20 protein-coding genes are annotated in these 25,836 nt (G+C 72.0%); 16 read left to right on the top strand and 4 right to left on the bottom strand.

Translation table 11 applies throughout. The annotated features are described in order from the left end of the window. The first annotated feature begins 215 nt into the window (after positions 1-215). Together ACLF3G_RS11665 and ACLF3G_RS11660 are read left to right on the top strand one after the other, a co-directional pair. On the top strand, positions 216-1,235 hold the full coding sequence (locus ACLF3G_RS11665) for a hypothetical protein (protein ID WP_430669540.1): 1,020 nt from the start codon (positions 216-218) through the stop codon (positions 1,233-1,235). Between the two features lie 7 nt (positions 1,236-1,242). Continuing rightward, positions 1,243-4,149 (top strand): caspase family protein, encoded by a 2,907-nt coding sequence (locus ACLF3G_RS11660; protein ID WP_430669539.1) that lies wholly within the window; start codon positions 1,243-1,245, stop codon positions 4,147-4,149. 87 nt (positions 4,150-4,236) lie between these two features. Here ACLF3G_RS11660 and ACLF3G_RS11655 read toward each other — a convergent pair whose 3' ends face one another. Together ACLF3G_RS11655 and tssH are read right to left on the bottom strand one after the other, a co-directional pair. Continuing rightward, positions 4,237-4,716 (bottom strand): Hcp family type VI secretion system effector, encoded by a 480-nt coding sequence (locus ACLF3G_RS11655; RefSeq protein ID WP_430669538.1) that lies wholly within the window; start codon positions 4,714-4,716, stop codon positions 4,237-4,239. A 121-nt stretch (positions 4,717-4,837) separates the two neighbouring features. Continuing rightward, positions 4,838-7,489 carry a type VI secretion system ATPase TssH gene (gene tssH / locus ACLF3G_RS11650; protein WP_430669537.1) on the bottom strand — a complete coding sequence of 884 codons (2,652 nt, stop codon included), beginning with the start codon at positions 7,487-7,489 and terminating at the stop codon, positions 4,838-4,840. A 249-nt stretch (positions 7,490-7,738) separates the two neighbouring features. Here tssH and tssA point away from each other — a divergent pair, with 249 nt between their 5' ends. The 13 genes from tssA (at position 7,739) to ACLF3G_RS11585 (ending at position 21,506) form a co-directional block, all read left to right on the top strand. Then, positions 7,739-8,863 (top strand): type VI secretion system protein TssA, encoded by a 1,125-nt coding sequence (tssA, locus tag ACLF3G_RS11645; protein ID WP_430669536.1) that lies wholly within the window; start codon positions 7,739-7,741, stop codon positions 8,861-8,863. 175 nt (positions 8,864-9,038) lie between these two features. Beyond that, a complete protein-coding gene (gene tssB, locus ACLF3G_RS11640) occupies positions 9,039-9,545 on the top strand; it encodes a type VI secretion system contractile sheath small subunit (RefSeq protein WP_430669535.1) in 507 nt (168 codons plus the stop codon). 3 nt (positions 9,546-9,548) lie between these two features. Next, positions 9,549-11,039 (top strand): type VI secretion system contractile sheath large subunit, encoded by a 1,491-nt coding sequence (tssC, locus tag ACLF3G_RS11635; protein ID WP_430669534.1) that lies wholly within the window; start codon positions 9,549-9,551, stop codon positions 11,037-11,039. Positions 11,040-11,043: 4 nt separating this feature from the next. Next, a complete protein-coding gene (gene tssC / locus ACLF3G_RS11630) occupies positions 11,044-12,561 on the top strand; it encodes a type VI secretion system contractile sheath large subunit (protein ID WP_430669533.1) in 1,518 nt (505 codons plus the stop codon). 88 nt (positions 12,562-12,649) lie between these two features. After that, entirely contained in the window at positions 12,650-13,438 is a 789-nt protein-coding gene (locus ACLF3G_RS11625; RefSeq protein WP_430669532.1) for a type VI secretion system accessory protein TagJ, read from the top strand. After that, positions 13,435-13,926, top strand: coding sequence for a type VI secretion system baseplate subunit TssE (gene tssE / locus ACLF3G_RS11620; protein ID WP_430669531.1), 492 nt, complete (start codon positions 13,435-13,437; stop codon positions 13,924-13,926). Before ACLF3G_RS11625 ends, tssE begins: the two co-directional genes overlap by 4 nt. Continuing rightward, entirely contained in the window at positions 13,927-15,756 is a 1,830-nt protein-coding gene (gene tssF, locus ACLF3G_RS11615; protein WP_430669530.1) for a type VI secretion system baseplate subunit TssF, read from the top strand. It begins immediately after the preceding gene. Continuing rightward, complete coding sequence (gene tssG, locus ACLF3G_RS11610; RefSeq protein WP_430669529.1) at positions 15,753-16,700, top strand: type VI secretion system baseplate subunit TssG; 948 nt, start codon at positions 15,753-15,755, stop codon at positions 16,698-16,700. The genes tssF and tssG overlap by 4 nt, the downstream gene beginning before the upstream one ends. Beyond that, positions 16,697-18,211 carry a class I SAM-dependent methyltransferase gene (locus ACLF3G_RS11605; RefSeq protein ID WP_430669528.1) on the top strand — a complete coding sequence of 505 codons (1,515 nt, stop codon included), beginning with the start codon at positions 16,697-16,699 and terminating at the stop codon, positions 18,209-18,211. Before tssG ends, ACLF3G_RS11605 begins: the two co-directional genes overlap by 4 nt. A gap of 19 nt (positions 18,212-18,230) precedes the next feature. Beyond that, positions 18,231-18,782: an OmpA family protein gene (locus ACLF3G_RS11600; RefSeq protein ID WP_430669527.1), complete on the top strand. Its 552-nt coding sequence runs from the start codon at positions 18,231-18,233 to the stop codon at positions 18,780-18,782. Positions 18,783-18,817: 35 nt separating this feature from the next. After that, the gene (locus tag ACLF3G_RS11595) at positions 18,818-19,501 is read left to right on the top strand and encodes an OmpA family protein (RefSeq protein ID WP_430669526.1); all 684 of its coding nucleotides are present in this window, start codon (positions 18,818-18,820) and stop codon (positions 19,499-19,501) included. Positions 19,502-19,535: 34 nt separating this feature from the next. Beyond that, positions 19,536-20,615, top strand: a complete 1,080-nt coding sequence (locus ACLF3G_RS11590) for a hypothetical protein (RefSeq protein WP_430669525.1) — start codon at positions 19,536-19,538, stop codon at positions 20,613-20,615. Between the two features lie 90 nt (positions 20,616-20,705). After that, entirely contained in the window at positions 20,706-21,506 is an 801-nt protein-coding gene (locus ACLF3G_RS11585; RefSeq protein ID WP_430669524.1) for a class I SAM-dependent methyltransferase, read from the top strand. 19 nt (positions 21,507-21,525) lie between these two features. Here the strand turns inward: ACLF3G_RS11585 and ACLF3G_RS11580 are convergent, their stop codons facing one another. Both ACLF3G_RS11580 and ACLF3G_RS11575 read right to left on the bottom strand, forming a co-directional pair. Continuing rightward, positions 21,526-23,592: a protein kinase domain-containing protein gene (locus tag ACLF3G_RS11580; RefSeq protein ID WP_430669523.1), complete on the bottom strand. Its 2,067-nt coding sequence runs from the start codon at positions 23,590-23,592 to the stop codon at positions 21,526-21,528. A 79-nt stretch (positions 23,593-23,671) separates the two neighbouring features. Further along, complete coding sequence (locus tag ACLF3G_RS11575; RefSeq protein WP_430669522.1) at positions 23,672-24,493, bottom strand: FkbM family methyltransferase; 822 nt, start codon at positions 24,491-24,493, stop codon at positions 23,672-23,674. Between ACLF3G_RS11575 and ACLF3G_RS11570 the strand changes: the two genes are divergently transcribed. Further along, positions 24,483-25,823 carry a class I SAM-dependent RNA methyltransferase gene (locus tag ACLF3G_RS11570; protein ID WP_430669521.1) on the top strand — a complete coding sequence of 447 codons (1,341 nt, stop codon included), beginning with the start codon at positions 24,483-24,485 and terminating at the stop codon, positions 25,821-25,823. The two genes, ACLF3G_RS11575 and ACLF3G_RS11570, sit on opposite strands and share 11 nt — an antisense overlap. Positions 25,824-25,836: the final 13 nt, after the last annotated feature.

Raw genomic sequence — 25,836 nt, 5'->3', positions numbered from 1 at the left:
CTCGGGTCCTTGGGTCTGGCGCGGACCCGGCGCGTTCGATCGAGGATAGTCGCGCTTAGCACCGAACGGAAGCAAGAGCGCCATGCGGCGAAACGGAAGGCAACAGTGTTGCGCCCTGGGGAAGGCACGGCGAAGCAGACGGGGGTGGCAGCGTGATCGGTGCGCTGTTACGTTGCTATGTCAATTTCGCGCTGGATCACGCCATGCCGCGCCGCATGCCCCCGCCCTCCCCTTCCTTCCGTGCGCGGTTGCGGCGCGGCCTGGCGCTGCTGACGGCGGCGGCGATGCTGGCCGGCTGCGTCACCACCCGCGACTCGCGCATCGGCAACGACGCGGGTGACAGCTGCCGCACGCAGTTGGTGGCGCTGGACAGCACGGGTAATTTCTTCGCCGCCGACATGCTGCGCGGTGCCGCGGTCGGCGCCGTCGGCGGCGCGCTGCTCGGCGGGTTGCTGGCCGCCGCCACCGGGCAGCGCGGCAGCGGCATCGCCGCCGGCGCGGGCATCGGCGCGGTGGCCGGCGGCGTGGTCGGCGGGACGGCGGGCTACCTTTCGGCGCGCCAGCAGCAGGCGACGGACCAGGCGTCGCTCAACCTCGCCGTGGCCAACGATTTGGCGGCGGAGAATGCGCAGCTCGACCGCACGCAGATTGCCTTCGACCAGCTGATGGATTGCCGCTTCAACACGGCCCGGCAGATCCGTGCCGAGCTTGGCGCTGGGCGGATGACGCGGCCGCAGGCGGAGGCGGCGATGGCGGAGCTGCGCAACCGGACGCAGCGCGACATCCAGCTGGCCACCACCATCAACGGCCAGATCGGCCGCCGCGGCGCGGAGTTCGACACGGCGATCGAGACGGTGGCGCCGGGCGTGAAGCAGGCGGCGGCGGCGCCGAAGCCTTCCATCCCGGCACGGCCGCGCGCGACGGTGCCGCTGCGGCTGCGGCCAGACGCATCCTCTCCCGAGGTCGCGCGGGTGCCGGCGCAGGAGGCTGTGACGTTGCGGCCCGGTCGCGACGGCTTCGCCCAGGTCGAAACCGCGAGCGGCGTGCGCGGTTATGCGCCGGCACAGGCCTTCCCGGAGGCGGCGCGGCTGCCGGATGCGGCCCCGGTTGCGGCGCAGGGCGGCGATGTGCGGTCGCTGGCGGCCAGCAACATCGCGCGGCGCGACAATTTCTCGGACAGCGTCGGCACCGCGACGCGGCTGGCGGAAGGCCAGGGCTTCGAACTGGCGACGTGACCGGGTGATGGCCGGACTGCGCCGCCTCACCCTCCTGCTGCTTCTGCTGCTGTGCGGCACCGCGCGCGCGCAGGCACCCGAGCCGCCGCAGCAGCCTTTTCTGCGGGTCGAGGCAGCGGCGCATACCGCGCCGGTGGCGCGGCTGGCGAGCGATGCCTCCGGCCGCGTGCTGGCCAGCGTCTCCGACGACAAGACACTGCGAATCTGGGACCTGCCGGAGGGCACGCTGAGCCGCGTGCTGCGGCCGCCGATCGCGCCGGAGGCGGAGGGCGAGCTGTACGCCGTGGCGCTGACGCCGGATGGAAGGCGCGCCTTCGTCGCGGGCTGGACCGGCGCGGCGTGGGACCGCGCCTTCGCCATCTACCTGTTCGACACCATTAATGGCCGGATGCTGGCGCGGCTGCCGGGGCTGCCGGCGCCGGTGCAGCACCTGGCGCTGTCCGCTGATGGCACGCGGCTGGCGGCTGCGCTGGGCGGGCGGGCTGGCGTGCGGGTGTGGAACGCGGCCAACGGCATGATGCTGTGGGAGGATACGGCGTTTGCCGGTCCGGCGCGGATGGTCGCATTTGCACCACAAGGCAGCCAGTTGGCGGCGACGGCCGCGGATGGGCGCGTGCGCGTTTACGACACGCAGGGGCGCAAGGTGGCGGACCGCGCGCCGGTGGCCGGCGGGCGGCCCTTCGGCCTCGCCTGGTCGCCGGATGGCGGGCTGCTGGCGGTGGGGTTCGAGGATCGGCTGCGGGTGGAGGTGCTGGCCGCCGCCGACCTGCGCGGCGTGTTCCTGCCGGATGTGGCCGGGCTGGCCGGCGAAGGGCTGCCGGCCGTGACCTGGGCGCAGGATGGTCGTGGCGGCGTGCAGTTGCATGCCGCGGGTTACGCGCGCCGCGCCGCGCCGGCGCAGGACGCCACCGGGCGCAACTTCGTCATCCGTCGCTGGTCGGATTACGGGCTGGGGCCTTCGGTGGATGTCCCTGCGGCACGAGACGCGATCTCGCACCTGCTGGCGATCCCGGGCGGCGGCGTCGCCTATGCCGCGGCCGATCCGGGTTGGGGGCTGCTGGGGCCGGAAGGCACGGTGGCAGTGGCCCCGCTGCCGCCGGGAGCGGATTTCCGCAACACCGGCATCGGCCTCGCCGTGTCGCCCGATGGCACGCGGCTGCGCGTGGCGCTGCGGGCGGAGGCGGCGCCGCTGGTCTTCGATGCGCTGTCCGGCAGCCTGTCGGCGGCGCCGGTCGAACGTGGCGATTATCAGACGGCACGCACCGGCGGCGGCCGGCTGGCGGTGACGGATTGGCGCAATGCCAACCGGCCGCGGCTCGGGCGCACGCCGCTCGCGCTCGGCGCGGGGGAATACGCACGCAGCCTGGCGCTGTTGGCGGATGACGCCGGGCTGCTGCTCGGCACCGACAACCACCTGCGGCTGTTCGATGCCAATGGGCGCGCCGTGGCCAGCCTGCAGGTGCCGGGCGCGGTGTGGGGGCTGGCGCTCGCCGGCGATGTGGCGGTGGGGGCGCTGGGGGATGGCACGCTGCGCTGGTGGCGGATCGGCGCCGCCGGCATCGTCGAGCAGGCGGCGCTGTTCATCCATGCGGCGACGCAGCGCTGGGTGCTGTGGACCCCGGAAGGGCTGTTCGACCACGCGGCGAATGGCGGGCAGGAGCTGGTCGGGCTGCACCTGAATGGCGGCCGCGCGCAGACGCCGGAATGGGCGAGCTTCCAGCAGGCCTATCGCGCGCTGTACGCGCCGGCCGCGGTGCGCGCACGCATCGCCGGGGATGGTGCGCCGGCGCGGGCACGGTTGGCGCAGCTCGGCGAGTTGCGCGCGCAGGTCGGGCGGCTGCCGCTGCTGGCCACGCAATCCGCCTGCGCGGTGACACCCTCCGGCTGCACGCCGCTGCCGCCGGAGGCGCGCAACCTGCCGGAGGGTTCGACGGCGCTGCGGCTGCGCTTCGCCGCGACGGATCGCGGACTGGGGCTCGGGCCGCTCGATGTGCTGGTGAACGACCGCATCGCGGTGCGGGCGGAGCCGGGTGACACGCTGGAGGCGGAGGTGCCGCTCGACCCCGGCGGCAATCGCATCGCCACCCGGATGTATGCCGGGGACCGCGTGCTGTTCGCCGAAGGACCGGCGATGGAGCTGCGCCGGCCGGGCGGCCCGCTGGCGGAGGAAGCCGGGCGCCTGGTGGTGCTGGCCATCGGCATCAACCAATACGCCAACCCGGCGCTGGCGCTTAATTTCGCCGTGCCGGATGCGGAGGCTGTGGCTGGCATGCTGCGCAGCCGCGCCGGCCCGCTGTTCCGCGACGTCCAGGTGACGGTGCTGCGCGATGCGCAGGCCACGCGGCGTGGCGTGCTGGCGGCACTGGAGGAGGTGGCGCGGACGACGACGCCGGCGGATACCTTCGTGCTGTACCTCGGCGGGCATGGCGTGCGGACGGAGCCCGACCAGCGATTCCTGTTCCTGCCGCATGACGTGACCGACACCACGAACTGGACAACGCTGCGGCGCCAGGGGATCGAGGATTCGGTCCTGGTCGCCGCCATCGCGCGCATCCGCGCGCGGGATGGCCTGCTGCTGCTGGATACCTGCCACGCCGGGCAGCTGACGATGGACCAGCTTTCTGCACTGGGCAACGAAACCGGGCGCTTCCTGCTGGCCGCCAGCACCTCGGTGCAGGAGGCGCTGGACAGCTATGATGACCGCAACGGCGTGTTTGCCTATGCGGTGCTTGAGGCGCTGGGCGGCCGCGCGGCAACGGATGGTGACGGGCGCGTCAGTGCGCTGGCGCTTGGGGAGTGGGTGACGCGGCGGGTGCCGCAACTGGCGGCGGAAAAGCGGCACCGGCAGGATGCGGTATTCCGCAGTGCGAGCCGGGACCTGCGGAGTTTCTCGCTGGCGGTGGTGCCGCGGTAGGACACCGACATGCGAAAGGCCCGCGACGGACACGGGCCTTCCCCCCTCACCCCACCCTCTCCCCCGTTGGGGGAGAGGGAAGCAGGATCAGCCGGACTTGGCGGAGGAGATGTCGTAGATGACGTGGCCGGTGGTGGTCGACTTGAACTTGTCGTCGACCTTCAGGTACTCGCTGTCCACCTTGGTGAAGTTGAAGGACAGCGACTCCGAGGGGCGGTCGCCGCCGCTGCTGAGGGAGTAGCCGCTGATCAGCGTGTTGGTCAGGATGTACTTCTGATAGGCGATGTGCTTGCCGCTGGCATCGGTCTGCGTCAGGTCGATCTTGACCTCCTTCGCATCGCCGCCGATGGCTTCCTTCAGCATGAGCGGGGAAATCGCGTCCATCGTCTTGGTGACGGTGATCTCCGAGATGCTCGGCGCCGTCGCCTCGCGCTTGGAACCGCCGCCGACGCCCGAGGAGATGCCGCGGCCGACGCCCCACTGGAGGCTGTTCACTTCCATCCACTTCTCGTAGCCGACCGCGGTCGCCTCGCCCGCGAGCGCGCCGTACTTGATGAAGATCGCCATGGTCCGGTCCCTTGCCTGTGGTTTACCAATCGAGAGACTTCGATTCACGCCCTTCGGTGTTCCACCTCGGACGATCGCAGTCCCACTTCCCCGAAACTCGCTGCCTCGGCCGCGGGGCGCTTCAGCCGAGGTCGTACCGGAAGCCGCCGGCATCATCGATGCCAACCTGCGCCCGGCTGATCGCATCCCCCTGCGCGAGCCGCTCCAGGATCCGGGCCGAAAGCTCCGGCAGCAGCGTGCGGCTGAGGATGTTGTCGATGTTGCGCGCGCCGGATTCGACTTCCTTGCAGCGGGAGACGATGGTCTCCGGCACCGCATCGTCGAAGTGCAGCGGCACGCCGTAGGTTTCCTTCATCCGCCGGCCGATGCTGCGCAGCTTCAGCAGGCAGATCTGCTTCATCACCGCATCCGCGAGCGGATAGTAGATGACCGTGTTGCAGCGGCCGAGGAAGGCGGGCTTGAACACCTTCAGCAGGTCCGGCTGCAGCGCATCGCGCAGCGGCTCCGGCTCCGGCGCCGTGTCCGGATCGGCGCAGAGCTTCGCGATGGTGTCGGTGCCGGCGTTGCTGGTCATGATGATGACGCAGTTGCGGAAATCGATGTCGCGGCCTTCGCCGTCCTTCATCGCGCCCTTGTCGAAGACCTGGTAGAAGACGTCCTGCACGCCGGGATGCGCCTTCTCCATCTCGTCCAGCAGGACGACGGAGTAGGGGCGGCGGCGCACGGCCTCCGTCAGCACGCCGCCCTCGCCGTAGCCGACATAGCCGGGCGGCGAGCCCATGAGGAGGGAGACCTTATGCTCCTCCTTGAACTCGGACATGTTGATGACGGTGAGGTTCTGCTCGCCGCCATACAGCAGGTCGGCGACGGCCAGCGCCGTTTCCGTCTTGCCGACGCCTGAGGTGCCGGCCATCAGGAAGACGCCGATCGGCTTGCGCGGGTCGGTGAGGCCGGCGCGGCTGGTGCGGATGGCCTGGGCGATGGCGTCCAGCGCGTGGTCCTGGCCGACGACGCGCTCCATGAGCTTCGCCTTCAGGTTCAGCACCGTCTTGATCTCGTCCGAGACCATGCGGCCGACCGGGATGCCGGTCCAGGTCGCGACGACCTCCGCCACCGCCTGCCCATCGACCACCGGATGCACCAGCGGATTCTCGCCCTGCAGCGCCTTCAGTTCCTTCGACGCGTCGGCAAGGTCCTGCTTCACCTGTGCGGCGTCTGGCTGCGGTGCATCGGGCGTCAGGCCAAGCGCCGCGGTTTCCGCCTGTAGGCGCAGGTCGCGAATTTTCGCCACCAGGCCCTTCTCGGCTTCCCAGCGCGTGTTCAGCTCGGCGAGCTCGGCTTCGGCCTTCTCGCGCTCAGCTTCCAGCGCCGCGGTGCGCGCACCGTGGTCGCTGCCGGTGGCGGATTCGCGACCGACGGCACCGAGTTCCGTCCTGATCATCTCCAGCCGCCGCACGCGGTCCTCGATCGGCGCGGGCACCGCCGCCTGGCTCATGGAGACGCGGGCGCAGGCGGTGTCGAGCAGCGAGACGCCCTTGTCGGGCAACTGGCGGGAGGGGATGAACCGTGCGGACAGCTTCACCGCATCGGTGATCGCCTCGTCCAGGATGCGCACGCCGTGGTGCTTCTCCAGCGTCGCGACAAGGCCGCGCAGCATGGCGCAGGCCAGCGGTTCGCTCGGCTCGTCCACCTTCACCACCTGGAAACGGCGGGTCAGCGCGGCGTCCTTCTCGAAATACTTCTTGTACTCGGCCCAGGTGGTGGCGGCGACGCAGCGCAGTTCGCCGCGCGCCAGCGCCGGCTTCAGCAGGTTCGCCGCGTCGTTCTGCCCGGCCTGGCCGCCGGCGCCGATCAGCGTATGCGCCTCGTCGATGAACATGACGATCGGAACGGGAGACGCCTTCACCGTGTCGATGACGCCCTTGAGGCGGTTCTCGAACTCGCCCTTCACTCCAGCGCCGGCCTGCAGCAGGCCGAGGTCGAGCGACATCAGCTTGACGCCCTTCAGCGCGGCCGGGACGTCGCCCTGCGCGATGCGCAGCGCCAGCCCTTCCACCACCGCCGTCTTGCCGACGCCCGGCTCGCCGGTGAGGATCGGGTTGTTCTGGCGGCGGCGGGTCAGGATATCCACCATCTGGCGGATCTCCGCGTCGCGGCCGAGGATCGGGTCGATCTTTCCGGCTTTCGCCTGCGCCGTGAGGTCGGTGCAGAACTGCTCGAGCGGGCCATCGCCGCGCGGCGCGCCGGCGGCAGGCGCGGCACCCGGCGCGGCGGCGGTCGCTTCGGCCTGGCCGGCTTCGTCGCTGCCGCTTGTGAGGTCCGCAAGGTTGCGGCGCACGCGGTCGGCGGGCACGGCGGACAGTGTCGCGGAACTGTCGCGCAGCGTGCGCGCCAGCGCATCGTCGGCCAGGAGGGCCGCCAGCATGTGACCGCTGCGGATACGACTGGCGTTGGCTTCGAGCGAGGCGATGAGCCAGGCCTCGCGCAGCCAGGCGACGATGTCCGGCGAGAGTGCGGGCGCGCGGGCATTGCCGGTGCGCAGGCGGTCGAGCGCCTTGGTCAACTCGCCGGCGACTCGGCCCGCGTCGACCTCGAGCTTGCGGAGGGCATGGGCGATGTCGCTGCCGGGTGTCTCCACCAGCTTCAGCAGCACGTGCTCGATTTCGACATTGTAGTGGCTGCGCGAGAGCGTCAGGCCGGCAGCCGCTTCCACCTGCCTGCGGCAGAGGTCGCTCAACCGCCCGACAACGGATTTCAGGTCGACAGCCACCATGTGACGAAACGCTCCTTGATCCCCGCCCCGGCCGTCAGACGCCCCGCCGGTGATTGCCGCATTTCCCGGAAGGAAATCCGTTTCGGGGTCGCAGGCTAACCGGCGGTTGCGTAGGAGTCCACAATGACACTCGAACCGGCGTTGCGTGTTTCGCCACGTTTCGCACCGTTTCGCAGGGTTCACGGAGAGGTATCGCAGAGGGTTGAACCTGCGGCAGAATGCAGGCCGCGCGTTGGAGGCGAGAATCGCTTGGCCGAGGACCCGATCGACCTGGAGGCGCTGCTGGCGCCGCTCGACACCGGCGAAGCTGGCGCCGGGGAGGATCTGCGCGAGGATTTCTCGCCGTCCTCACCCTACCAGCGCCTGCGCGATGCCCGTGCCGCGGCGCGGGCGGAGGAACGCGCGCGGGACAGCGAAGGCGAGATCGACACGGTACCAGCGGATGGCTGGCGCGATGTCGCACGGATCGGGCAGGAGGCCCTGGCGACGCGGGCCAAGGATTTCGAGATCGCCGCCTGGCTGACCGAGGCGCTGGTGCGCCAGCATGGCCTGCCGGGTCTTGCCGCCGGAGCGAAGCTCATCACCGGGCTCTGCGAGCGGTACTGGGACCAGGGATTTCCGCTGCCGGACGATGAAGGGCTGGATGGACGGGCGGCACCGATCGGCGGGCTCGCCGGTTCGGGCGGCGATGGCACCATCATGCAGCCGCTGCGCCGGCTCGCGCTGTTCCGCCGCACCGATGGCACGCCGCTCGGGCTGTACCAGTGGGAGGAATCCGAGAAGACCGAGGGGATCGTCAACGAGGAGCGCCTGGCGGCGCGGCGCGCGGCCGGCGTGCCGGAGATGGCGACCCTGCTGGCGGAGGCGCGGATGGACCGTGGCTTCGTGCAGGCCGTGGCCCTGGACGCCGCGGCGGCGCGGGAGGCGTGGCGGGCGATGGAGCAGGCCACCGACCAGCTCTTCGGCGCCGAGGCACCGGCCACGCGCAACGTCTCCGTCCTGCTGGACCGCATGGTCGAGGTGACGGGCCAGCTGGGGGGCGGTGCGCCGGCGGCGGGCGCCCAGCCTGCCGGCACATCGGCCGGAGCCGACCCCGGTCCGGCGGCGTCAGATGGCGCGCCACATGCCGCGGCATCTGGCGGCGGCCCGGCGGCACTGGAGACGCGGGAGGATGCGCTGCGCGAACTCGGCAGGATCGCCGAGTATTTCCGACGTACGGAGCCGCACTCGCCGCTGTCCTACACGCTGGAGGAGGCGGTGCGGCGCGGGCGGATGACGCTCGGCGAATTGCTGGCGGAGGTTCTGCCCGACCAGGAGACCCGGCATGGGCTGCTAGCCCGGCTCGGCATGCGGCCGGAGGATCCGGAAGGATGACCCGGCACCCGCAGACCGCGTCCGCCGGCACGGTTCCACCCGTGCCAGTTGACGTGACCGGCTTCGAAAGGGTTCACTATCGGCCAAGCAACGGCCGCGTCCGGACGCAGGCTGCCAGGACCGGCCTGAATTTTCTGAAATCGGCATCGATCAGCATGAGGACTCGGGAAACGCCATGACAAGCGTCCATGACAAGCTGGCGCGCGTGCGCAAGCCGCGCGTGCACATCACCTACGAGGTCGAGACCGAGGGCGCCGCCATCGTGCGGGAACTGCCCTTCGTGGTCGGCGTGATGGGCGACTACGCCGGAGATCCGACGGAGCCGCTGAAGCCGCTGGCGGACCGCAAGTTCGTCCAGATCGACCGCGACAACTTCAACGACGTGATGGCCCGCATCGCGCCTGGCCTGAACCTGAAGGTGGACAACACCCTGGCCGGCGACGGCAGCCAGATGGCGGTGAACCTGAAGTTCAAGTCGATGGAGGATTTCGAGCCGGCCAAGGTGGCGGAGCAGGTGCCGGCGCTGAAGGCCTTGCTGGAAACGCGCGCCAAGCTGCGCGACCTGATGAGCAAGGTGGATCGCTCGGAGGAGCTGGAGGGGCTGCTGGAGCAGGTGCTGAACGACAAGTCGAAGCTGGACGCGCTGTCCGCCGAGCTTGGCCTCGACAAGAAGGAGGGCTGACCGATGAGCTCGACCCAGTCACAACCGGGCGGCGCCACGACGACCACGGAAGAAGGCGGGCTCGGCCTTCTGGACCAGGTGATCGGCGCCACCAAGCAGACCGAGCGCGACCGCGCGCAGGACCTGATCAAGGCGCTGACCGAGGAAGCGCTGAAGGGCACCGTGACCTTCAGCCGCAACCTGTCGCAGACCTTCGACCGCGCCATCGCGGCGATCGATGCCAAGGTGTCCGAACAGCTGAACCAGGTGATGCACCATCCGCGCTTCACCAAGCTGGAGGGATCCTGGCGCGGGCTGAACTACCTGGTGATGAACAGCGAAACCGGGACCAGCCTGAAGATCCGCATGCTGCAGGCCAGCAAAAAGGACCTGTCCCGGGATCTGCAACGTGCCGTCGAGTTCGACCAGTCCGGGCTGTTCAAGAAGATCTACGAGAACGAGTTCGGCACGCCGGGCGGCGAGCCCTATGGCGCGCTGGTCGGCGACTATGAATGGACCGCGCATCCGGACGATGTGGAGACGCTGCGGCTGATCTCGAACGTCGCGGCCGGCGCCTTCGCGCCGTTCATCTCCGGCGTCGGCGCCGGCATGTTCGGCTTCGAGGATTGGCGCGAATTGTCCAAGCCGCGCGACCTGGCGAAGATCTTCGAGACGCAGGAATACGCCAAGTGGCGCTCGTTCCGGGAGACCGAGGATGCGCGCTTCGTGGCGCTGGTCATGCCGCGCGTCATCGCCCGCCTGCCCTACGGCGCGGCGACCAAGCCGATCGAGGAATTCGCCTATGAGGAGGCGCCTTCCGCCAACGGCACGGCCCAGGCGATGGGGCACCACGACTACTGCTGGATGAACGCCGCCTATGTGAAGGCGGCGCGGCTGACGGACGCCTTCGCGCAGTACGGCTTCTGCACGGCGATCCGTGGCGCGGAGGGTGGCGGCAAGGTCGCCAACCTGCCGAACCACACCTTCACGAGCGACGACGGCGACAGCGACGCCAAGTGCCCGACGGAGATCGGCATCACGGATCGGCGCGAGGCTGAACTGTCGGGTCTCGGCTTCCTGCCGCTGTGCCACTACAAGAACACCGATTATGCGGTCTTCTTCGGCTCGCAGTCGGCCCAGAAGCCGAAGAAGTACGACAGGCCGGAAGCCACGGCGAACGCGGCGATTTCCGCCCGCTTGCCCTACATGATGGCGACGAGCCGCTTCGCGCACTACCTGAAGGTGATGGCGCGGGACAAGATCGGGTCGTTCATGGAGGCCTCGGATTGCGAGGTCTGGCTGAACCGTTGGATCCAGAACTTCGTCAACCCGATGGAAGGCGCGGGCCAGGAGGCGCGGGCCAAGTATCCGCTGCGGGAGGCGCAGATCGAGGTGAAGGAGGTGCCTGGCAAGCCGGGCGTCTACAACGCCGTGGCGCATCTGCGGCCGTGGCTGCAGATGGAGGAACTCACGACCTCCATGCGCATGGTCGCGCGGATTCCGCAGAAGTCCTGAGCCGATGGACCCGGCCACGCCGTTGCGTGACGCGGTGCTGGCCGGGCGCTTTCTCGGACGCGACCCGGCGGCGGTCCCGCTCGCGTCGCTGATCGTCGAGGCTGACACTGCGGGGCTGCTGCTCGGCTGGTATGGCGAACAGCGGTTGGCGGAGATCGCGCGCGACGCGGACCCGGCGGAGGCGCTGCGTGGGGCGCTGGACCGGGACATCGCGGCGCTGGATGCGATGTTGTCCACGCAGCTGGATGCGGTGCTGCATGCGCCGCGGCTGCGCCGGCTGGAGGGATCCTGGCGCGGGCTGGCCTGGCTGGTGGACCGCCTGCCGGCCACCGGCGGCCGCGTGCGCGCAAAGCTGCTTTCGGCGCGCTGGGCGGAAGTGTGCCGCGACCTGGAGCGGGCGGTGGAATTCGACCAGAGCCAGGTCTTCAAGAAGATCTACGAGGAGGAGTTCGGCACCGCGGGCGGCGAGCCCTTCGGCATGATCGCGGCGGATTACGAGGTGCGGCACATGCCGGCAGCCGGCCACGCGACCGACGATGTCGCGGCACTGACGGCGCTTGCGGGGGTGGCGGCGGCGGCCTTCGCGCCGATCGTTCTGGCGGCTTCCCCGGCGCTGGTCGGGCTTGACAGCTTCGCGGAAGCGGCGCCGGCCTTCGACCTGGCGGATGCGCTGGCGGGGCCGGAACATGCGCGCTGGCGCAACGCGGCGGCGCTGGAGGACATGCGCTTCCTGTGCGTGGCGCTGCCGCGCGTGCTGGGCCGCGCGCCCTGGCCGGATGATGGCAGCCGCGTGGACCGCTTCCGCTATCGCGGACACGCGGCGGGGGCGGAACAGCGCGTCTGGACGACGCCTGTCTATGGGCTGGCGGCGGCGGCGGCGCGCGCCTTCGACCGTAACGCCTGGCCCGGCGAGGTGCGCGGCGCGGAGCCGCAGGAGGATGCGACGGGCGGCGTGCTGGATGGCCTGGCGTGGGAGCGGTTTCCATCGGACCCGCCGGGTGCGCCGCCGCCGCGCGCGCCGCTGGACCTGGCGCTGACGGATGAGCAGGAACGGCAGATCAGCGATGCGCGCCTCGTGCCGCTTTCGGCGCTGGAGGGGCTGGCGGAGGCCAGCTTCGGGGCGCTGCCGGCGCTGCACCGGCCGCCACGCATGAACAGCGCCATCGCGGAGGCGAACCAGCGGCTTTCGACCCAGATCAACACGCTGCTCTGCGTGGCGCGCTTCGCGCACTGCATCAAGCTGATGGGGCGCGACATGGTGGGCTCGAACCGCGAGGCGCCGGAGGTGGAGTACGAATTGCAGAAATGGCTCGACCGCTTCGTCAGCGGGCTGGGTTCGGGCGGCGCGGAGGTGACGGCGAAGTATCCGCTGACGGATGCGAAGGTGGAGGTGAGGGAGCGGCGCGGGAAGCCTGGCGTCTATGGCTGCACCGTCCACCTGAAGCCGCACCACCAGCTGGACGAGGTGGGTGCCGCGTTCCGACTGGTGACGGAGTTCACGCCGCGCCGCGAGGCTGCCTGACGCGCAGCCGGGTGAAATAATCTGTGCGGTGCTGCGGGATAGAATCGCATCGCAGTGGCCCGAAACGACAACGAGGAACCGCCTGATCATGACCACCGCAGGGGATGCCTTCCATGCCGGCGACCTCGCCGGGGCGCTCGCCGCCGCCACCGCCGCGGTAAAGGCCGCGCCGACGGATGCCGATGCGCGCTGGCTGTTGGCCGAATTGATGCTGTTCGCCGGCGAGGCCGAGCGTGGCGACCGGATGCTGGATGCGGCGGCGCTGCACGAGCCGAATCCGGCCGTGCTGGAATTCCGCAAGCTGCTGCGGGCGGAAGTCGTGCGCGGGCAGGTGCTCGGCGAGGGCCGCGCGCCGAAGTACCAGGGCGACGACGCGACGCCGGCGCAGCAGGCGGCGCTGCGCGCGCGGGTGCTGCTGCGGGCCGGGGAGGCCGAGGCGGCCGAGGCAGCGGCGGCGGAGGTGGAGCAGTTGCGGCCCCGCGCGCCGGGTCGGGCGGATGATGTGGCCTTCGACGATCTGCGCGACGCGGACGACCTGTTCGCCGCGGAGTTCGAGGTGCTGACCACGGCGGGCGACCACATGCTGGTGCCGGTGGAGCGCGTGCGCTCCCTGAGCTTCGACCCGCCGCGGCGGCCACGCGACCTGTTCTGGCGCCGCTGCGCGATCGAGCTGAAGGACAGCACGGAGGGCGTGGTGTTCATGCCGGCCCTGTATTTCGGCGCGGCGAAGGAGACCGAGGGCGCGCTCAAGCTGGGGCGCGCGACGGAATGGACGCATCCCGAGCAGGGCCCGGTGCGCGGCCGCGGGCAGCGGCTGCTGCTGGCGGGGGACGAGGCGCTGGCGATCTCGTCTGTCACCAACCTGGTGTTCGATTGAGCGGCACACGGGGTCCGGTGCAGCGGGCGCGGGCCCCGCTGCTCGACCGACTGCTGGATTCGGACCCCGGCACGGCGGAGCCGCCGCAGCCGAGTGCGGCGGTGGCGCTGGAGATGCTGCACCGTGCGGTGCGTCGCGACCTGGAGGCGGTGCTGAATGCGCGCCGGCGGCGGCGGCCAGTGCCGTCGGAACTGCAGGAGCTGGTGGTTTCGCCGCTGAACTACGGCATTCCCGATGCGACCTCCGGCGCCTATGCGGTGCCGGCGCGGCGCCAGGCGCTGGCGCGGGAGGTGGAGGCGACGATCCGGCGCTTCGAGCCGCGGCTGATGTCGGTGCGGGTGGAGCTGGTGGGGAACGAGGACGACCTCGGCCGCGCGCTGCGGCTGAAGGTGGATGCGGTGCTGCGCGCCGACCCGGTGCCGGAGCCGGTGAGCTTCGAGACGCTGCTGGAGCCCGTTTCCCGCGACGTGACGGTGCGTGAGGGCTGAGTGAGCGACGACCTGCTTCCCTTCTACAACCGAGAACTCGCGGCCATCCGCAGGCTGGCGGGCGAATTCGCCGCGGCCAATCCGAAGGTGGCCGGCCGGCTGCGGATGACGCCGGATGCGGTGGACGACCCGCATGTGGAGCGGCTGCTGGAGGGGGTGGCGTTCCTGGCGGCGCGGGTGCAGCACCGGCTGGACGACGAGCTGCCGGAGCTGACGGACGCGCTGCTGGAGCTACTGTGCCCGCATCTGCTCGCGCCGGTGCCATCGCTGACAACGGTGCGGCTGATGCCGAAGCCGGAGGCCGCCGGACCGGCCCTAGTACCGCGCGGCACGCGGCTGGAGACGGAGCCGGTGCGCGGGGAACGCCTGGTCTACCGCACCTGCCACGACACCACGCTGTGGCCGCTGGCGGTGGATGCCGCGCGGCTGTCCGGCCTGCCGCTTCCGGCGCCCCCGAACCCGCAGGCGCAGGGCGCGGTGGCGGTGCTGCGGCTGAGCCTGGCGACGACGCTGCCCGAGCTGAACTTTGCCGAACTCGGCCTGGATCGGTTGCGGCTGCATCTGCGCGGCGCCGGGCCGGTGCCGGTGCAGTTGCTGGAACTGCTGTGCACCTCGACGCTTTCGGTGGCGCTGGCGGATGGTCCCTCGGACCCGCGGCCGGTGTTCCTGCCGAAGGAGGCGCTGTCCCAGGGCGGCTTCGCGCCGGAGGAAGCGGCGCTGCCCTGGCCGCCGCGCGCCTTCACCGGGCACCGGCTGCTGACCGAGTACTTCGCCTTCCCCGAGAAGTTCCTCTACCTCGACCTCGATGGGCTGGAACGCCGCAGCCTGGTGCAGCGCAGTCCGCGGATGGAGGTATTCATCTACCTGTCGCGCGCGGTACCGGAGCTGGAGCGCGCGGTCTCCGCCGAAAACTTCGCGCTGGGCTGCACGCCCGCCATCAACCTGTTCAAGCAGATCTGCGAGCCCATTGCACTCGATGGCACGCAGTCGGATTGGCTGGTGGTGCCGGATGCCCGCCGGCCGGCGGCGCTCGAGGTCTATGCCGTGGAAGCCGCGCGGCTGAGCCGGGCGGAGGATGCGCGGCCGAAGCGCGTGCCGCCCTTCCACCGGCTTCGGGCCGAAACGGCGGCGGAGGAAGAAGCGGCCGGCGTCAGCTGGATCGCGGCGCGGCGGCCGGCGCCCGGGGTGCTCGGCGGCAGCGAGACGCGGCTGATGCTGCGCGATCCGCATTTCGACCCGGCGCTGCCGGGCGATGGCGTGCTCGGCGTGGATGCGCTGTGCTGCAACCGCGATCTGCCGTCGCTGCTGCCCTTCGGCGGCGGGCAGCCGCGGCTGCGCATCGGTGATCCGGCGACGCCGGCGGCGAGCGCCGAATGCCTTTCGCCGCCGACGCCGACGCTGCGGCCGCAACTGCGCGAGCGCAGCGGCTGGCGGCTGGTGTCGCACCTGGCGCTGAACCACCTGGGCGTCACCGGCGGACCGCAGGCGGCGCTGGCACTGAAGGAAATGCTGCGGCTGCACGACCTGCGGGACACGCCGGAGACGCGGCTGGCGCTGGAAGGGCTAGTGTCCGTCACCGCCACGCCGGGTGTCGCGCGGCTGCCCGGCGTGCGGCCCGGCAGCTTCGCGCGCGGGCTGGATATCGCCTTGACGTTCGAGCCGCAGGCCTGGACGGCGGGCGGGCTGTTCCTGCTGTGCGGGGTGCTGGAGCGGTTCCTGGCCTTGCAGGTCTCGGTCAACGGCTTCGTGCGCAGCCAGGCGGTGCTGCGCGGGCGCAGCGGCAGCGTCGCCACCTGGCCGGCGCGCAGCGGCACGCGGGTGCTGCTGTGAGCAAGGCGCCCTCCCCGCGTGAGCGCCTGAAGACGGAGCCGGCGCGGTTCAGCCTGGACCAGGCGGCGGCGGTGCTGGCGCCGGGGCGCGATCCGGTGGAACTGGCGTATCGCACCCAGGCACGGCTCGGCGCACCGGGGGGCGAGGTTGCCAAGGCCGAAGGCGAGGAGATCACCGTCACCACCTTCGGGCTGGTCGGGCCGGGCGGTGTGCTGCCGCGGCACTACACGGCGATGGTGGGGGCGGAGGCGCGCAAGCGGTCGACCGCACTGCACCAGTTCCTTGACCTGCTGGCGCGGCGCTTCACCGGGCTGTTCGTGAAGGCCGGTGCGAAGTATCGGCCGGCGCGCGATCCGGCAGCGGCGGAACGCGTGCTGTCGGCGGCCAGTGGGCTTGGCACGCCACATCTGGTGGCCCGGCTGGCGACGCCGCTGCCGGCGCTGCTGTACCATGCGGGGGCACTGGCCGCCCGGTCCCGCAGTGCCGAGCGGCTGCGCGGGATGCTGACGGAGGAAACCGGCACGCCGGTCGAGATCGTGGAATTCGCCGGTGGCTGGATCCGGCTGCCGCCGTCCGAGCAGTCGCGCATGGCGTCGCGCGGGCGGCCGGGGCTGAATTGCGGGCTCGGGGTGGATGCGGCGCTGGGGGCGCAGGCGTGGGATCCTTCCGCGCGCTTCCTGCTGCGGCTCGGGCCGCTGAAGCTCTCCGAATTCGAGGCGCTGCTGCCCGGCGCGCCCCTGCATGGACGGCTGGTGGAACTCACGCGGCTGCAGGTCGGGCTGGAGCAGGATTTCGCGCTGAACCCGGTCCTGGCGGCGGCCGAGGTGCCGCCGTTGAAGCTGGGTGGCGGGGCGCGGCTTGGCTGGACCGGGTGGCTGACCACGCCGGCGCCGCGCAAGGTGGATGCGGCCGAAGCGCTGCTGCGGGGGGACAGGCCAGGATGAACGAAGGCTCGGGCTGGTCGCGCGGATATCCCGTTGGGCAGCCCTACCCGGCGGCCTGGCACGGTTTCCAGTCGCCGGCGCACATCGCCGCGGCCTGTGCGCTGATGGGCGTGGCGTGGGAGGTCTCGCCGGACCAGCCGATGGCGATCGCGGAAATCGGCTGCGGCAGCGGCTACACCGCCAATGTGCTGGCGGCCGGCAATCCCAACGCTCAGGTGCTGGGGCTGGACTACAATCCGGCGCATATCGCGGAGGCGCGCTCGATGGCTGCCGCCGCCCGCCTGGGCAATGCGCACTTCGAAGCGACGGATCTGGCGGAGTTGGACGGCGCGGAGCTGGACCGGCTGCCGGAGTTCGACCTGGTGACGGTGCACGGCCTGTGGTCCTGGGTGGGTGATCCAGTGCGGGAGGGTGTGCTGCGGCTGCTGCGGCGGCGGCTGAAGCCGGGCGGCGTGGTGCTGATGACCTACAACGCGCTGCCGGGGGCCGGCGGCGCGCTCGGCCTGTCGCGGCTGGTGCGCGGCGCGCTGCGCACCGCCGGCAGCACGGCGGAGGGCATCGCCGCGGCGCGGGCCACCGTCGAGAAGCTGGTGGCGGCGGAGGCGGTGCATCTGCACGATTCCACCTGGCGGCGGCTGCTGCTCGGCGAGATGGGCGAAGCGCGGGCCGGCTACCTGCTGCATGAGTTCATCACCGACCATTGGCGGCCCTGCTTCTTCGCCGATGTGCAGGACGCCATGGCGACGGCGCGCTGCGAATTCGTCGGCAGCGCCACCCTCGATGAGAATTTTCCCTCGATGTCGCTGTCGCCGGCGCAGCAGGAAATCTGGAACGCAGCGCAGGATGCGACGGCACGGCAGTTGGTGCTGGACCTATGCGTGCCGCGCGCCTTCCGGCGCGACATCTATGTGCGCGGCCTGCGGCGCATCCCGGCCGAGGCGGCGGTGGCCGCAATCCCCTTGATCGCGGCGATCCACGGCGCGGAGGAGCGCAAGCTGCGCAGCCAGGCCGGAGAGGCCGCGCTGCCGCCGCACATCATGGAGCCGATGCGGCTTGCGCTGGAATCCGGGCCGCAGGAGATCGGTGCGCTGCTGGCCCTGCCCGGATGCGGCAACGTCACGCCGACGGAGGCGCTGGCCATGCTGACCGGCAGCGGCAGCGCCGTGCCGCTGTGGCGCCGGCCCGGCGAGGGGGCCGGCTGGGATGCTGCCAACCAGGCGGCGAAGCGGCTGAACCGGGCGGCGGCGCAGCGGCTGGCGGCGCATGGCTCGGGCAGCGGGCGACTGGCGCTGGCCAGCCCGGCGCTGGGCGGTGGGCTGGCGGTGGATGCGATGGAACTGGCGGTGGGCGTGCTGGCGGAGGATGGTGAAGCCGAGGGCGGAACCTTGCTGCAACGTCTGCTGCCGCCCGGGCCGCCGCCACCGGCGGAGGTCCTGGATGAGGTGGGGTCCAAGGTGGACACGTTGCTGCGGAAGCGGCGCCCGGTGTGGCGCAGCCTGGGCCTGGCGTGACGACGAACAGGAGGACCGCATGAATTTCCGACCGACCGCCCTGGCCGTGCTGGCGCTGCTGGCCGGTGCGACCCTGGCTCAGGCCCAGCAGGCCGTGCCCGGCGTAGAGAGCCTGATCGACTCGCTGGACCCGGACAGCCCGCGGACCCGCGGCATCCGGGTGCCCGGCGCGCCGCCACCGGCGGTGCCGGACCTGACGACGACGACGGCGCCGCCCGGGGCCGCCGCGGTGTCGCTGACCGTCACCTTCGCCACCGGCTCCGCCACGCTGAGCCCGGCAGCCATGCAGGTGCTGGATAACCTTGGCCAGGCACTGGGTTCGGCCCGGCTGGCCGGCTACCGCTTCCGGGTGGAAGGGCATACGGACACGGTGGGGCCGGAGGCGATGAACCAGGCCCTGTCGGAACGCCGCGCGGCGGCGGTGCGGGACTTCCTTATGCAGCGCCATGGCGTCGCGGCGCAGCGCATCGAGGCCGCGGGGCTCGGCGAGGCGCAATTGCTGGTGCCGACGCCGGATGAGGTGGCGGAGCCGCGCAACCGGCGGGTCCAGGTGGTCAATATCGGCGGCTGAAGCCGCGCACTTCGTGAGGTTCAGGAACCATGTCCATGCCCAGCTTCCCGATGCGGAGCGCGCTTGCCTTACTGACCCTGGCCAGTTTCGCGCTGCCGGGACCGGTGGCCGGCCAGGTTGCCGCACAGGATGATCCGGCGGCGCTGGAGTTGATCGAGCAGTTGCGGCCGCGCACCCGTGGCATCCGGGTTCCCGCCCCGACCCCGACCCCAACCCCGACCCCGGCCGAGGTGCCGGCGCCCACGTCCGCTGTGCCGCAGGACCCACCTGCCAGCGCAACGCCGCTGCCATCCCTTCCCGTCGCGACGCCCGCGCCGCTGCCACAGCCGGCGCCGCCCGCGCCGCCCGGCACCACGGCGCCGGCGGGGGTGGCGGCGGTGTCGATCACGGTGAACTTCCCCTCCGGCTCCGCCACGCTGACGCGGCAGGCGCAGGACGCGCTGGCACCGCTGGGGCGGGCGCTGTCCTCGGCCGAGCTGGCGCCCTTCCGCTTCCGGATCGAGGGCCATACGGATTCCGTGGGTGCGGAGGTCCTGAACCAGCGGCTTTCGGCGCGGCGGGCGCAGGCGGTGCAGGATTTCCTGGTGTCGCGCTTTGGCGTTTCGGGGCAGCGGCTGGAAGCGGTGGGGCTGGGCGAGAGCCGGCCGCTGGTAGATGTGGGCGACGGGGTGGATGAGCCACGCAACCGGCGGGTTCAGGTCATCAACCTGGACGACTGACGGCCGCTTCACCCCGCAGCAAGGCGACAGGCCCATGCCCGAGGACGACGCCACCATCCGGCATTCCCCCGCCACCGATCCGGGGCGGAGCAGTCGGGTGCAGGTGGCGCCGCCCCGCGTGGAATGGGGCAGCGCGCCGGCTGGCGTGCCGGCGGCGAAGCCGGTGCGGCGGGGGGCGGCCTGGATGCTGGGCGGGGTGGCGCTGGCGGGGTTCGTGGCGGTTGGTCTCGGCGCCTGGTGGGTGGTGCTGGCACCAGTTGGGCCACCGGTCGTACCGGTGGTCGCAGTTCCGGTGGTGGTAGCGCCTGCCCCCGTCCAGGCCGAGGCGCCGCCCCCTGCCCTGCCGGCCGCGCTGCCGGTGCCGCCGGCCTCGCGCCTGGCCGCGCTGCCGCCACTGCTGGAGGAGGCGGCGCTGCGCGACCATCGGGCGGATGCGCCGGTGCTGCTGCGTCTGGCCGAAAATCCCGCGGTGTTCCTGATCGACTTTCCGACGCTGGAGGCACAGGGCGCGGCGATGAACCGCATTGCCGCGCTGGTCGAGAAGGCCGGCCTGCCGCGCGACCGCGTGCTGGGCGAGGCCGAGATGGCGGCGGCGATCGCCCGTGCCGGCGACTCCGCCGCCACCTTCTACTACGGCCACAACTATCGCGGCACGGACCTCCAGCGGTTCTTCGACCTGGCGCGGCGCGACGCGGTGGCGCTCTCGCCCGGGGAAGCCTGGGTGGAGGCGCAGTACCGCCTGGCGCGCGGGCTGGTGCCGGCGGGGCAGGAGATGGTGCTGCTGTCCATCGCAGCCCCGGGGCCGCTGATGGATGCGACCGGACGGGCGAGCATCCTGCGGCATGAACTCAGCCATGGGCGCTTCGGCACTGATCCTGCCTATGCCGCCGGCATCCGGCAGGCCTGGCGCCAGCGCCTGACGGAGGCCGAGCGCGCCGCGATCCGCGACTTCCTGGGCCGCGAGGGCTACGATATGGCGGATGAGGAACTGATGATCAACGAGGCGCAGGCCTACCTGCTGCACACGCCAGATCCGCGCTTCTTCACTCCGGCGCATATCGGCATGGATGAGGCGCAGGTGGAGCGGCTGCGCGGGCTGCTGCGGCAGCCCTGAGGCAGGACACAGCGGGGTGAGGCGCCGCCTTGCCGCTTGCCGAAGCGCTGCCTGCCGGGCGCAATCTGACATGGCGGGAGGCCACGGGGCATGGCGGGCGATCCGGGCAGGCTGTGGGCGGCAGGCGAGGCCTATGAACCCTATGTCGGGCGCTGGAGCCGCGCCGTCGCCGCCGAATTCCTGCCCTGGCTGGCGGTGGCGGAGGGGCAGCGCTGGCTCGATGTCGGCTGCGGCACCGGGGTACTCACCCGGTGCATCCTGGACAGCCGGGCGCCGGAGGCGGTGCTGGGCGTCGATCTCTCCGATGGCTTCCTGGGCTATGCGCGGCAGCGCGTTGCGGATCGGCGGGCCACCTTCCAGCCAGGTGACGCGCAGGCCCTGCCGGTGGCCGATGCCGGCTTCGATGCCGTGGTCGCCGGGCTGGTGCTGAACTTCGTGCCGGACCAGGCCCGGGCGGTGGCGGAGATGCGGCGCGCGGCCCGGCCGGGCGGGCAGGTCGCGGCCTATGTCTGGGATTATGCGGACGGCATGCAGATGATGCGGCGCTTCTGGGATGCCGCGATGGCGCTGGACCCGGACGGCGCCGGCGGCAAGGACGAGGCTCTGCGCTTCGCACTGTGCCGGCCGGAGCCGCTGCGCGAATTGTTCGAGGCGGCCGGGCTGCAGCAGGTGGCGGTGCGGGCGATCGAGGTGCCGACGGTCTTCGCCGATTTCGCGGATTACTGGACGCCGTTCCTGGCCGGCGGCGCGCCTGCGCCGGCCTATGCGATGGGGCTGGCCGAGGACCGGCGCGCGGCGCTGCGGGAGCGCCTGCGCGCCACCCTGCCCACGGCTTCGGATGGCCGCATCCCGCTTTCGGCACGGGCCTGGGCGGTCCGCGGCACCGCCTGAGGTCCAGGCGGGGGCAGCATCAGCGGCGGGGCACCGTCTCCACCACCACGGCGCGGGCCGAGACCTGCGTGCCCTGGGCGCGGGCATCGCGCAGGGCGGAGGCAAGGGCGGGCAGGTAGTCGTCCAGCGATTCGATCTGAGGGCGCGGCTGCGGGAACAGCGGCCGCTCGGACGCGAAGACGACGATGAGGTCGGTGCCGAAGGGCTCGTCCACCTCCCAGCCCGGGAAGCCGGCTGCAGGCTCGCCGAGGCGGATGCGGGCGCCGGCGGGCTGCGGCTGCGCCGGGACGAGGTGGACGATCTCGTTCGACTTCATGACGTAGCTGACCTGGAGCTGGCCGGCATAGCCGGGCATCTGCACATCCAGCCGCAGCAGGTCGGCGCGCTGGAGGGGCTGCGTGCCGAGGATGGCGACCTGCGGCGCCTCCCCCACCCCGGCAGCGACCTGGCTGAGGATGTCGATGGCGCCGCAATAGGGGCCTTCGAAGCCTTGCAGCCGCAGCGTTGCGCCCTGGGGCGGCACGTTGCGCTCGGTCAGGACGCGCTGCACGGCGGCTTCTCCGCCGCGGCGCAGGATGCCGGAGATGGTGAGCGTGGACCCGGTGGCTTCGGCGGCGAGCAGGCTGCAAGGCGCGGCCGCCGCGGCGGCGCTGGCGGCGGCGCGTAGGTCCGGTGCGGGGGCGGGCGCCGCTGAGGGCGTTGGCGCTGGCGCGGGCACTGGCGCGGGTGGAGGCGTCGGCACCGGGCGTGGCGCAGGCGTAGGGGCGGGTGCCGGCGTCGGCATGGGTGTGGGGGTCGGCGTGGGCGTGGGCGTGGGCGTGGGAATCAGGGCGGGTGCGTGCGCTGGCGCAGGGATGGGCGCTGGCACAGGCGTGGGCGTGGGCACAGGCGTGGGTGCCGGTGCAGGCGAGGGCGGTGGCGCAAGTGTCGGTGTCGGCGTCGGTGTCGGGGCTGGAACGGGTGCCGGGGGCGTCGGGACCGGTTCCTGGACCACGGGACGATCCGCCATTTGGACCGGCGGGGCCGGGCTCAGCAGGAAGAACGCCGCGCCACCGGCCACGGCCAGCGCCACGCCGCCCAGCGCGGCCCATTTCAGGCCACCGCCGGACCGGGCCGGGGAAGGCGGGAGCGCCGCAACCGGTGGCGCCCGCACCGGCTCGGCCGGCGGGCGGACGCCCGTGGTGATCATCGTCGCATCGTCGAGGCCCGGCAGCTTGCCGGCACCGGCGAAGCCGAAGGCGCCGGCCGCCTCAGCCCCGCCCGGCGCCTCGCTCGCGGCGGCACGGATCGCCTCGGCGAAGGCGCTCGCGCTCGGGAAGCGGTCGTCGGGGCGTTTCGCGAGCGCGCGCGCCACCACCGCGTCGAAGCCGCGCGGCGCGCTGACGGCGAGCTGGCTGGGTGGCGGCGGTTCCGTCGTCAGCACGCGGTGCATCAGGGCGCTGTAGCCGCCATCGAAGGGCTTCTCGCCCGTCAGCAGCTGGTACAGCAGCACGCCCGCGGCCCAGATGTCGGCGCGGGCATCCACCGGCTCGCCGCGCAGCTGTTCGGGCGCCATGTAGCTCGGCGTGCCCATCACCGTGCCAACCTGGGTCATGGTCGAGCTTTCGATGCGGGCGATGCCGAAATCGGCGATCTTCACCGCACCGTCAGTGCCCAGCATGATGTTGGCCGGCTTGATGTCCCGGTGCACCACGCCGCGGCCGTGCGAATAGGCCAGCGCGCCGAGCACCTGGTCCATCAGCCGGACGATGGTGGGCAGCGCCATGCGGTCGCCGCGATCCATCAGGGTCTTGAGCGAACCGCCCTCGACCAGCTCCATGACGATCCAGGCGGTGTCGGCGTTCTCGCCATATTCGTACACGCCGACGATGTTCGGATGCGACAGGCGGCCGGCGGCCTGGGCTTCGCGCCGGAAGCGGGCATGCGCCTCCCGTGCGTCCGCATCGTCGCCGCCGGGCAGCCGCACCAGCTTCACCGCGACGCGGCGTTCGATCATGCGGTCGAAGGCTTCAAGGACGCTGCCCATCGCGCCGGCGCCGAGTGGGCCGCGCGCCTCGTACTTGCCCGACAACTCGCTCGGCAGCATCGGCCCTCCGCCTCCCTCGCCGCCGCCGGAATGCCCCGGTTGCGCCGTCAATCCGTAGTCATAGAGAAGCCTTGCCGCATCAGGAAGCGTTGCGCTCCAGAACCAGGTCGCAATGGTCGAGTTCGGAAAGCGCCGAGGGCGAGACCGGGGTCAGCTGGCCATTGCGCTCGATGCGCCGGGCGCGGAAACCGAGGCCGGTGATCCAGGCGGACAGTTCCGCCACGTCGCCGCGCGGGGCGAGCATGATGGGCGACCACTCCATCACCACCACCAGTCGCGGAGATCGGGCGATGAGCGCGGTGGCGCCACGCAAGGCCAAGCCCTCCGTGCCTTCCACATCCATGCGCAGCAGGTCGAGCGCGGGCAAATCGGCCAGCGCGTCGTCGAGCCGGAGCGCCGGCGTCGCGAAGCCTTCGGTGTAGTTGGCGGCGGCGACGGGGATGGCCAGGTGGGCGCTGCCGGCCTGGGTCGGGTCGGCGGCGAAGCGGACCTCGCCGGCCTGGTCCAGGATCGCCACCTCGTGCAGCGTGACGCGGCGGTGGAACTGGTTGGCGGCGAGGGTCCGTCGCAGCAGCGGCAGCACCTTGGGATAGGGCTCGAAGGTGTCTATATGCCCAGTCGGGCCTACCGCCTCGGCCATCACCAGCGTGTGGAAGCCGATATTGGCGCCGACTTCGGCCACCCGCATGCCGGGCTTCAGATAGCGGCGCAACACGGCCTCGACATGTGGCTCCCACTGGCCGCGCAGGATGATGTCGGGCGTCATGCCGTCATCCGAGGCGGGCAGGAATATCTTGCGGCCGAAGTGGGTCAGGGCCAAACCGACGCCATTGCCCAGGTAATACCAGCCGCCCCGCACACGGGGCCGCGCGCGCAGCAGGGAAAGCAGCTTGTCGAACATCGAGACCCGCCCGGAGACACCCCGGTTTCGCACCGGGGCCGAGCCAGGGCAACCGGCGGGGGAATTCACCATCGATAGGCTCGGCACCGCCGGCGACGGCGTGGCGGAGACGGCGGAGGGGCTGGTGTTCCTGGCCGGGACGCTGCCGGGCGAACGCGTGGCGGCGCGTCCCGCGGGCCGGCGGGGCGAGGGGCTGGCCGCGGATGTGACCGAGATCCTGGCGCCGAGCCCGGACCGCGTGACGCCGCCCTGCCCGCACTTCCTGCACGAATGCGGCGCCTGCGCCCTGCAGCACTTCGCCGAGGCGCCCTATGCCGCCTGGAAGCGCGGGCGGCTGGTGGAGGCGCTGGCGCGGGCCGGGCAACCGGATGCCCCGGTCGCCGAGATGGTGGTCGCGGCGCCGGGCACGCGGCGGCGCGCCGATCTGGCACTGCGGCGGCTGCCGGGCGGCGGCGTGGCGCTGGGCTTCCATGCCCGCGGCAGCGCGGCAGTGGCGGACCTGGCCACCTGCCATGTGCTGGACCCCGCGCTGGTGCAGCTGTTCCGGCCGCTGCGGGAGCTGGCGCGGCGGCTGCCGGCGCTGCGGAAGGAAGGCTCGGCAGTGCTGAACCTGCTGGACAGCGGGCCGGACCTGCTGCTGCGCACCGACGCGAAGCTGGATGCGGCGCAGCGCGCCATGCTGGCCGCCTTCGGGCAGGCGCATGGCATGCCAAGGATTGCCTGGGCGCTGGGCGACGCGGCGCCGGAGAACGCGGCGCAGTCCGGGCCCGTTCGGCTGGACCTCTCCGGCGTCACGGTCGCCCCGCCGCCGGGGGCCTTCCTGCAGGCGGCACCAGCCGGGGAGGCCGCGATCATCGCCGCGGTGCTGGCCGGCCTCGCGGCCCAGAAGCTGCCGGTGCGGGCGCGCATCGCTGATCTGTATGCCGGGATCGGCACGCTGTCCTTCCCGCTGTCTGCCAAGGGGCGCGTTGCGGCCTATGAGGGCGATGCGGCGGCGGTCGCGGCGCTGGACGCCGGGGCCCGCCGCGCGGGCGGGCGGGTGGAGGCGATCCGGCGCGACCTCGCCTACCGTCCGCTGCTGCCCGCGGAGTTGAAGGCGTTCGGCGCGGTGGTGCTGGACCCGCCCTACAATGGCGCGGTGGAGCAGGTGGCGCAGATCGTCCGCAGCACGGTGCCGGTGGTGATCTATGTCTCCTGCAATCCGGTGGCGCTGGCGCGCGACGCGGCGGTGCTGGTGCGGGCCGGGTTCAAGGTGACGCAGGCGACCCCGGTGGACCAGTTCCGCTGGTCGCCGCACCTGGAATCCGTGGTCAGCTTCCGCCGGTCGTAACGGAAGATCCTTG

This window comes from Falsiroseomonas sp. HC035 (genome assembly GCF_050563525.1).
GTDB lineage: Bacteria > Pseudomonadota > Alphaproteobacteria > Acetobacterales > Acetobacteraceae > Falsiroseomonas.
The sequence above is the reverse complement of the archived record's forward strand: the minus strand, read 5'-3'. Positions and strand labels throughout refer to the sequence as shown.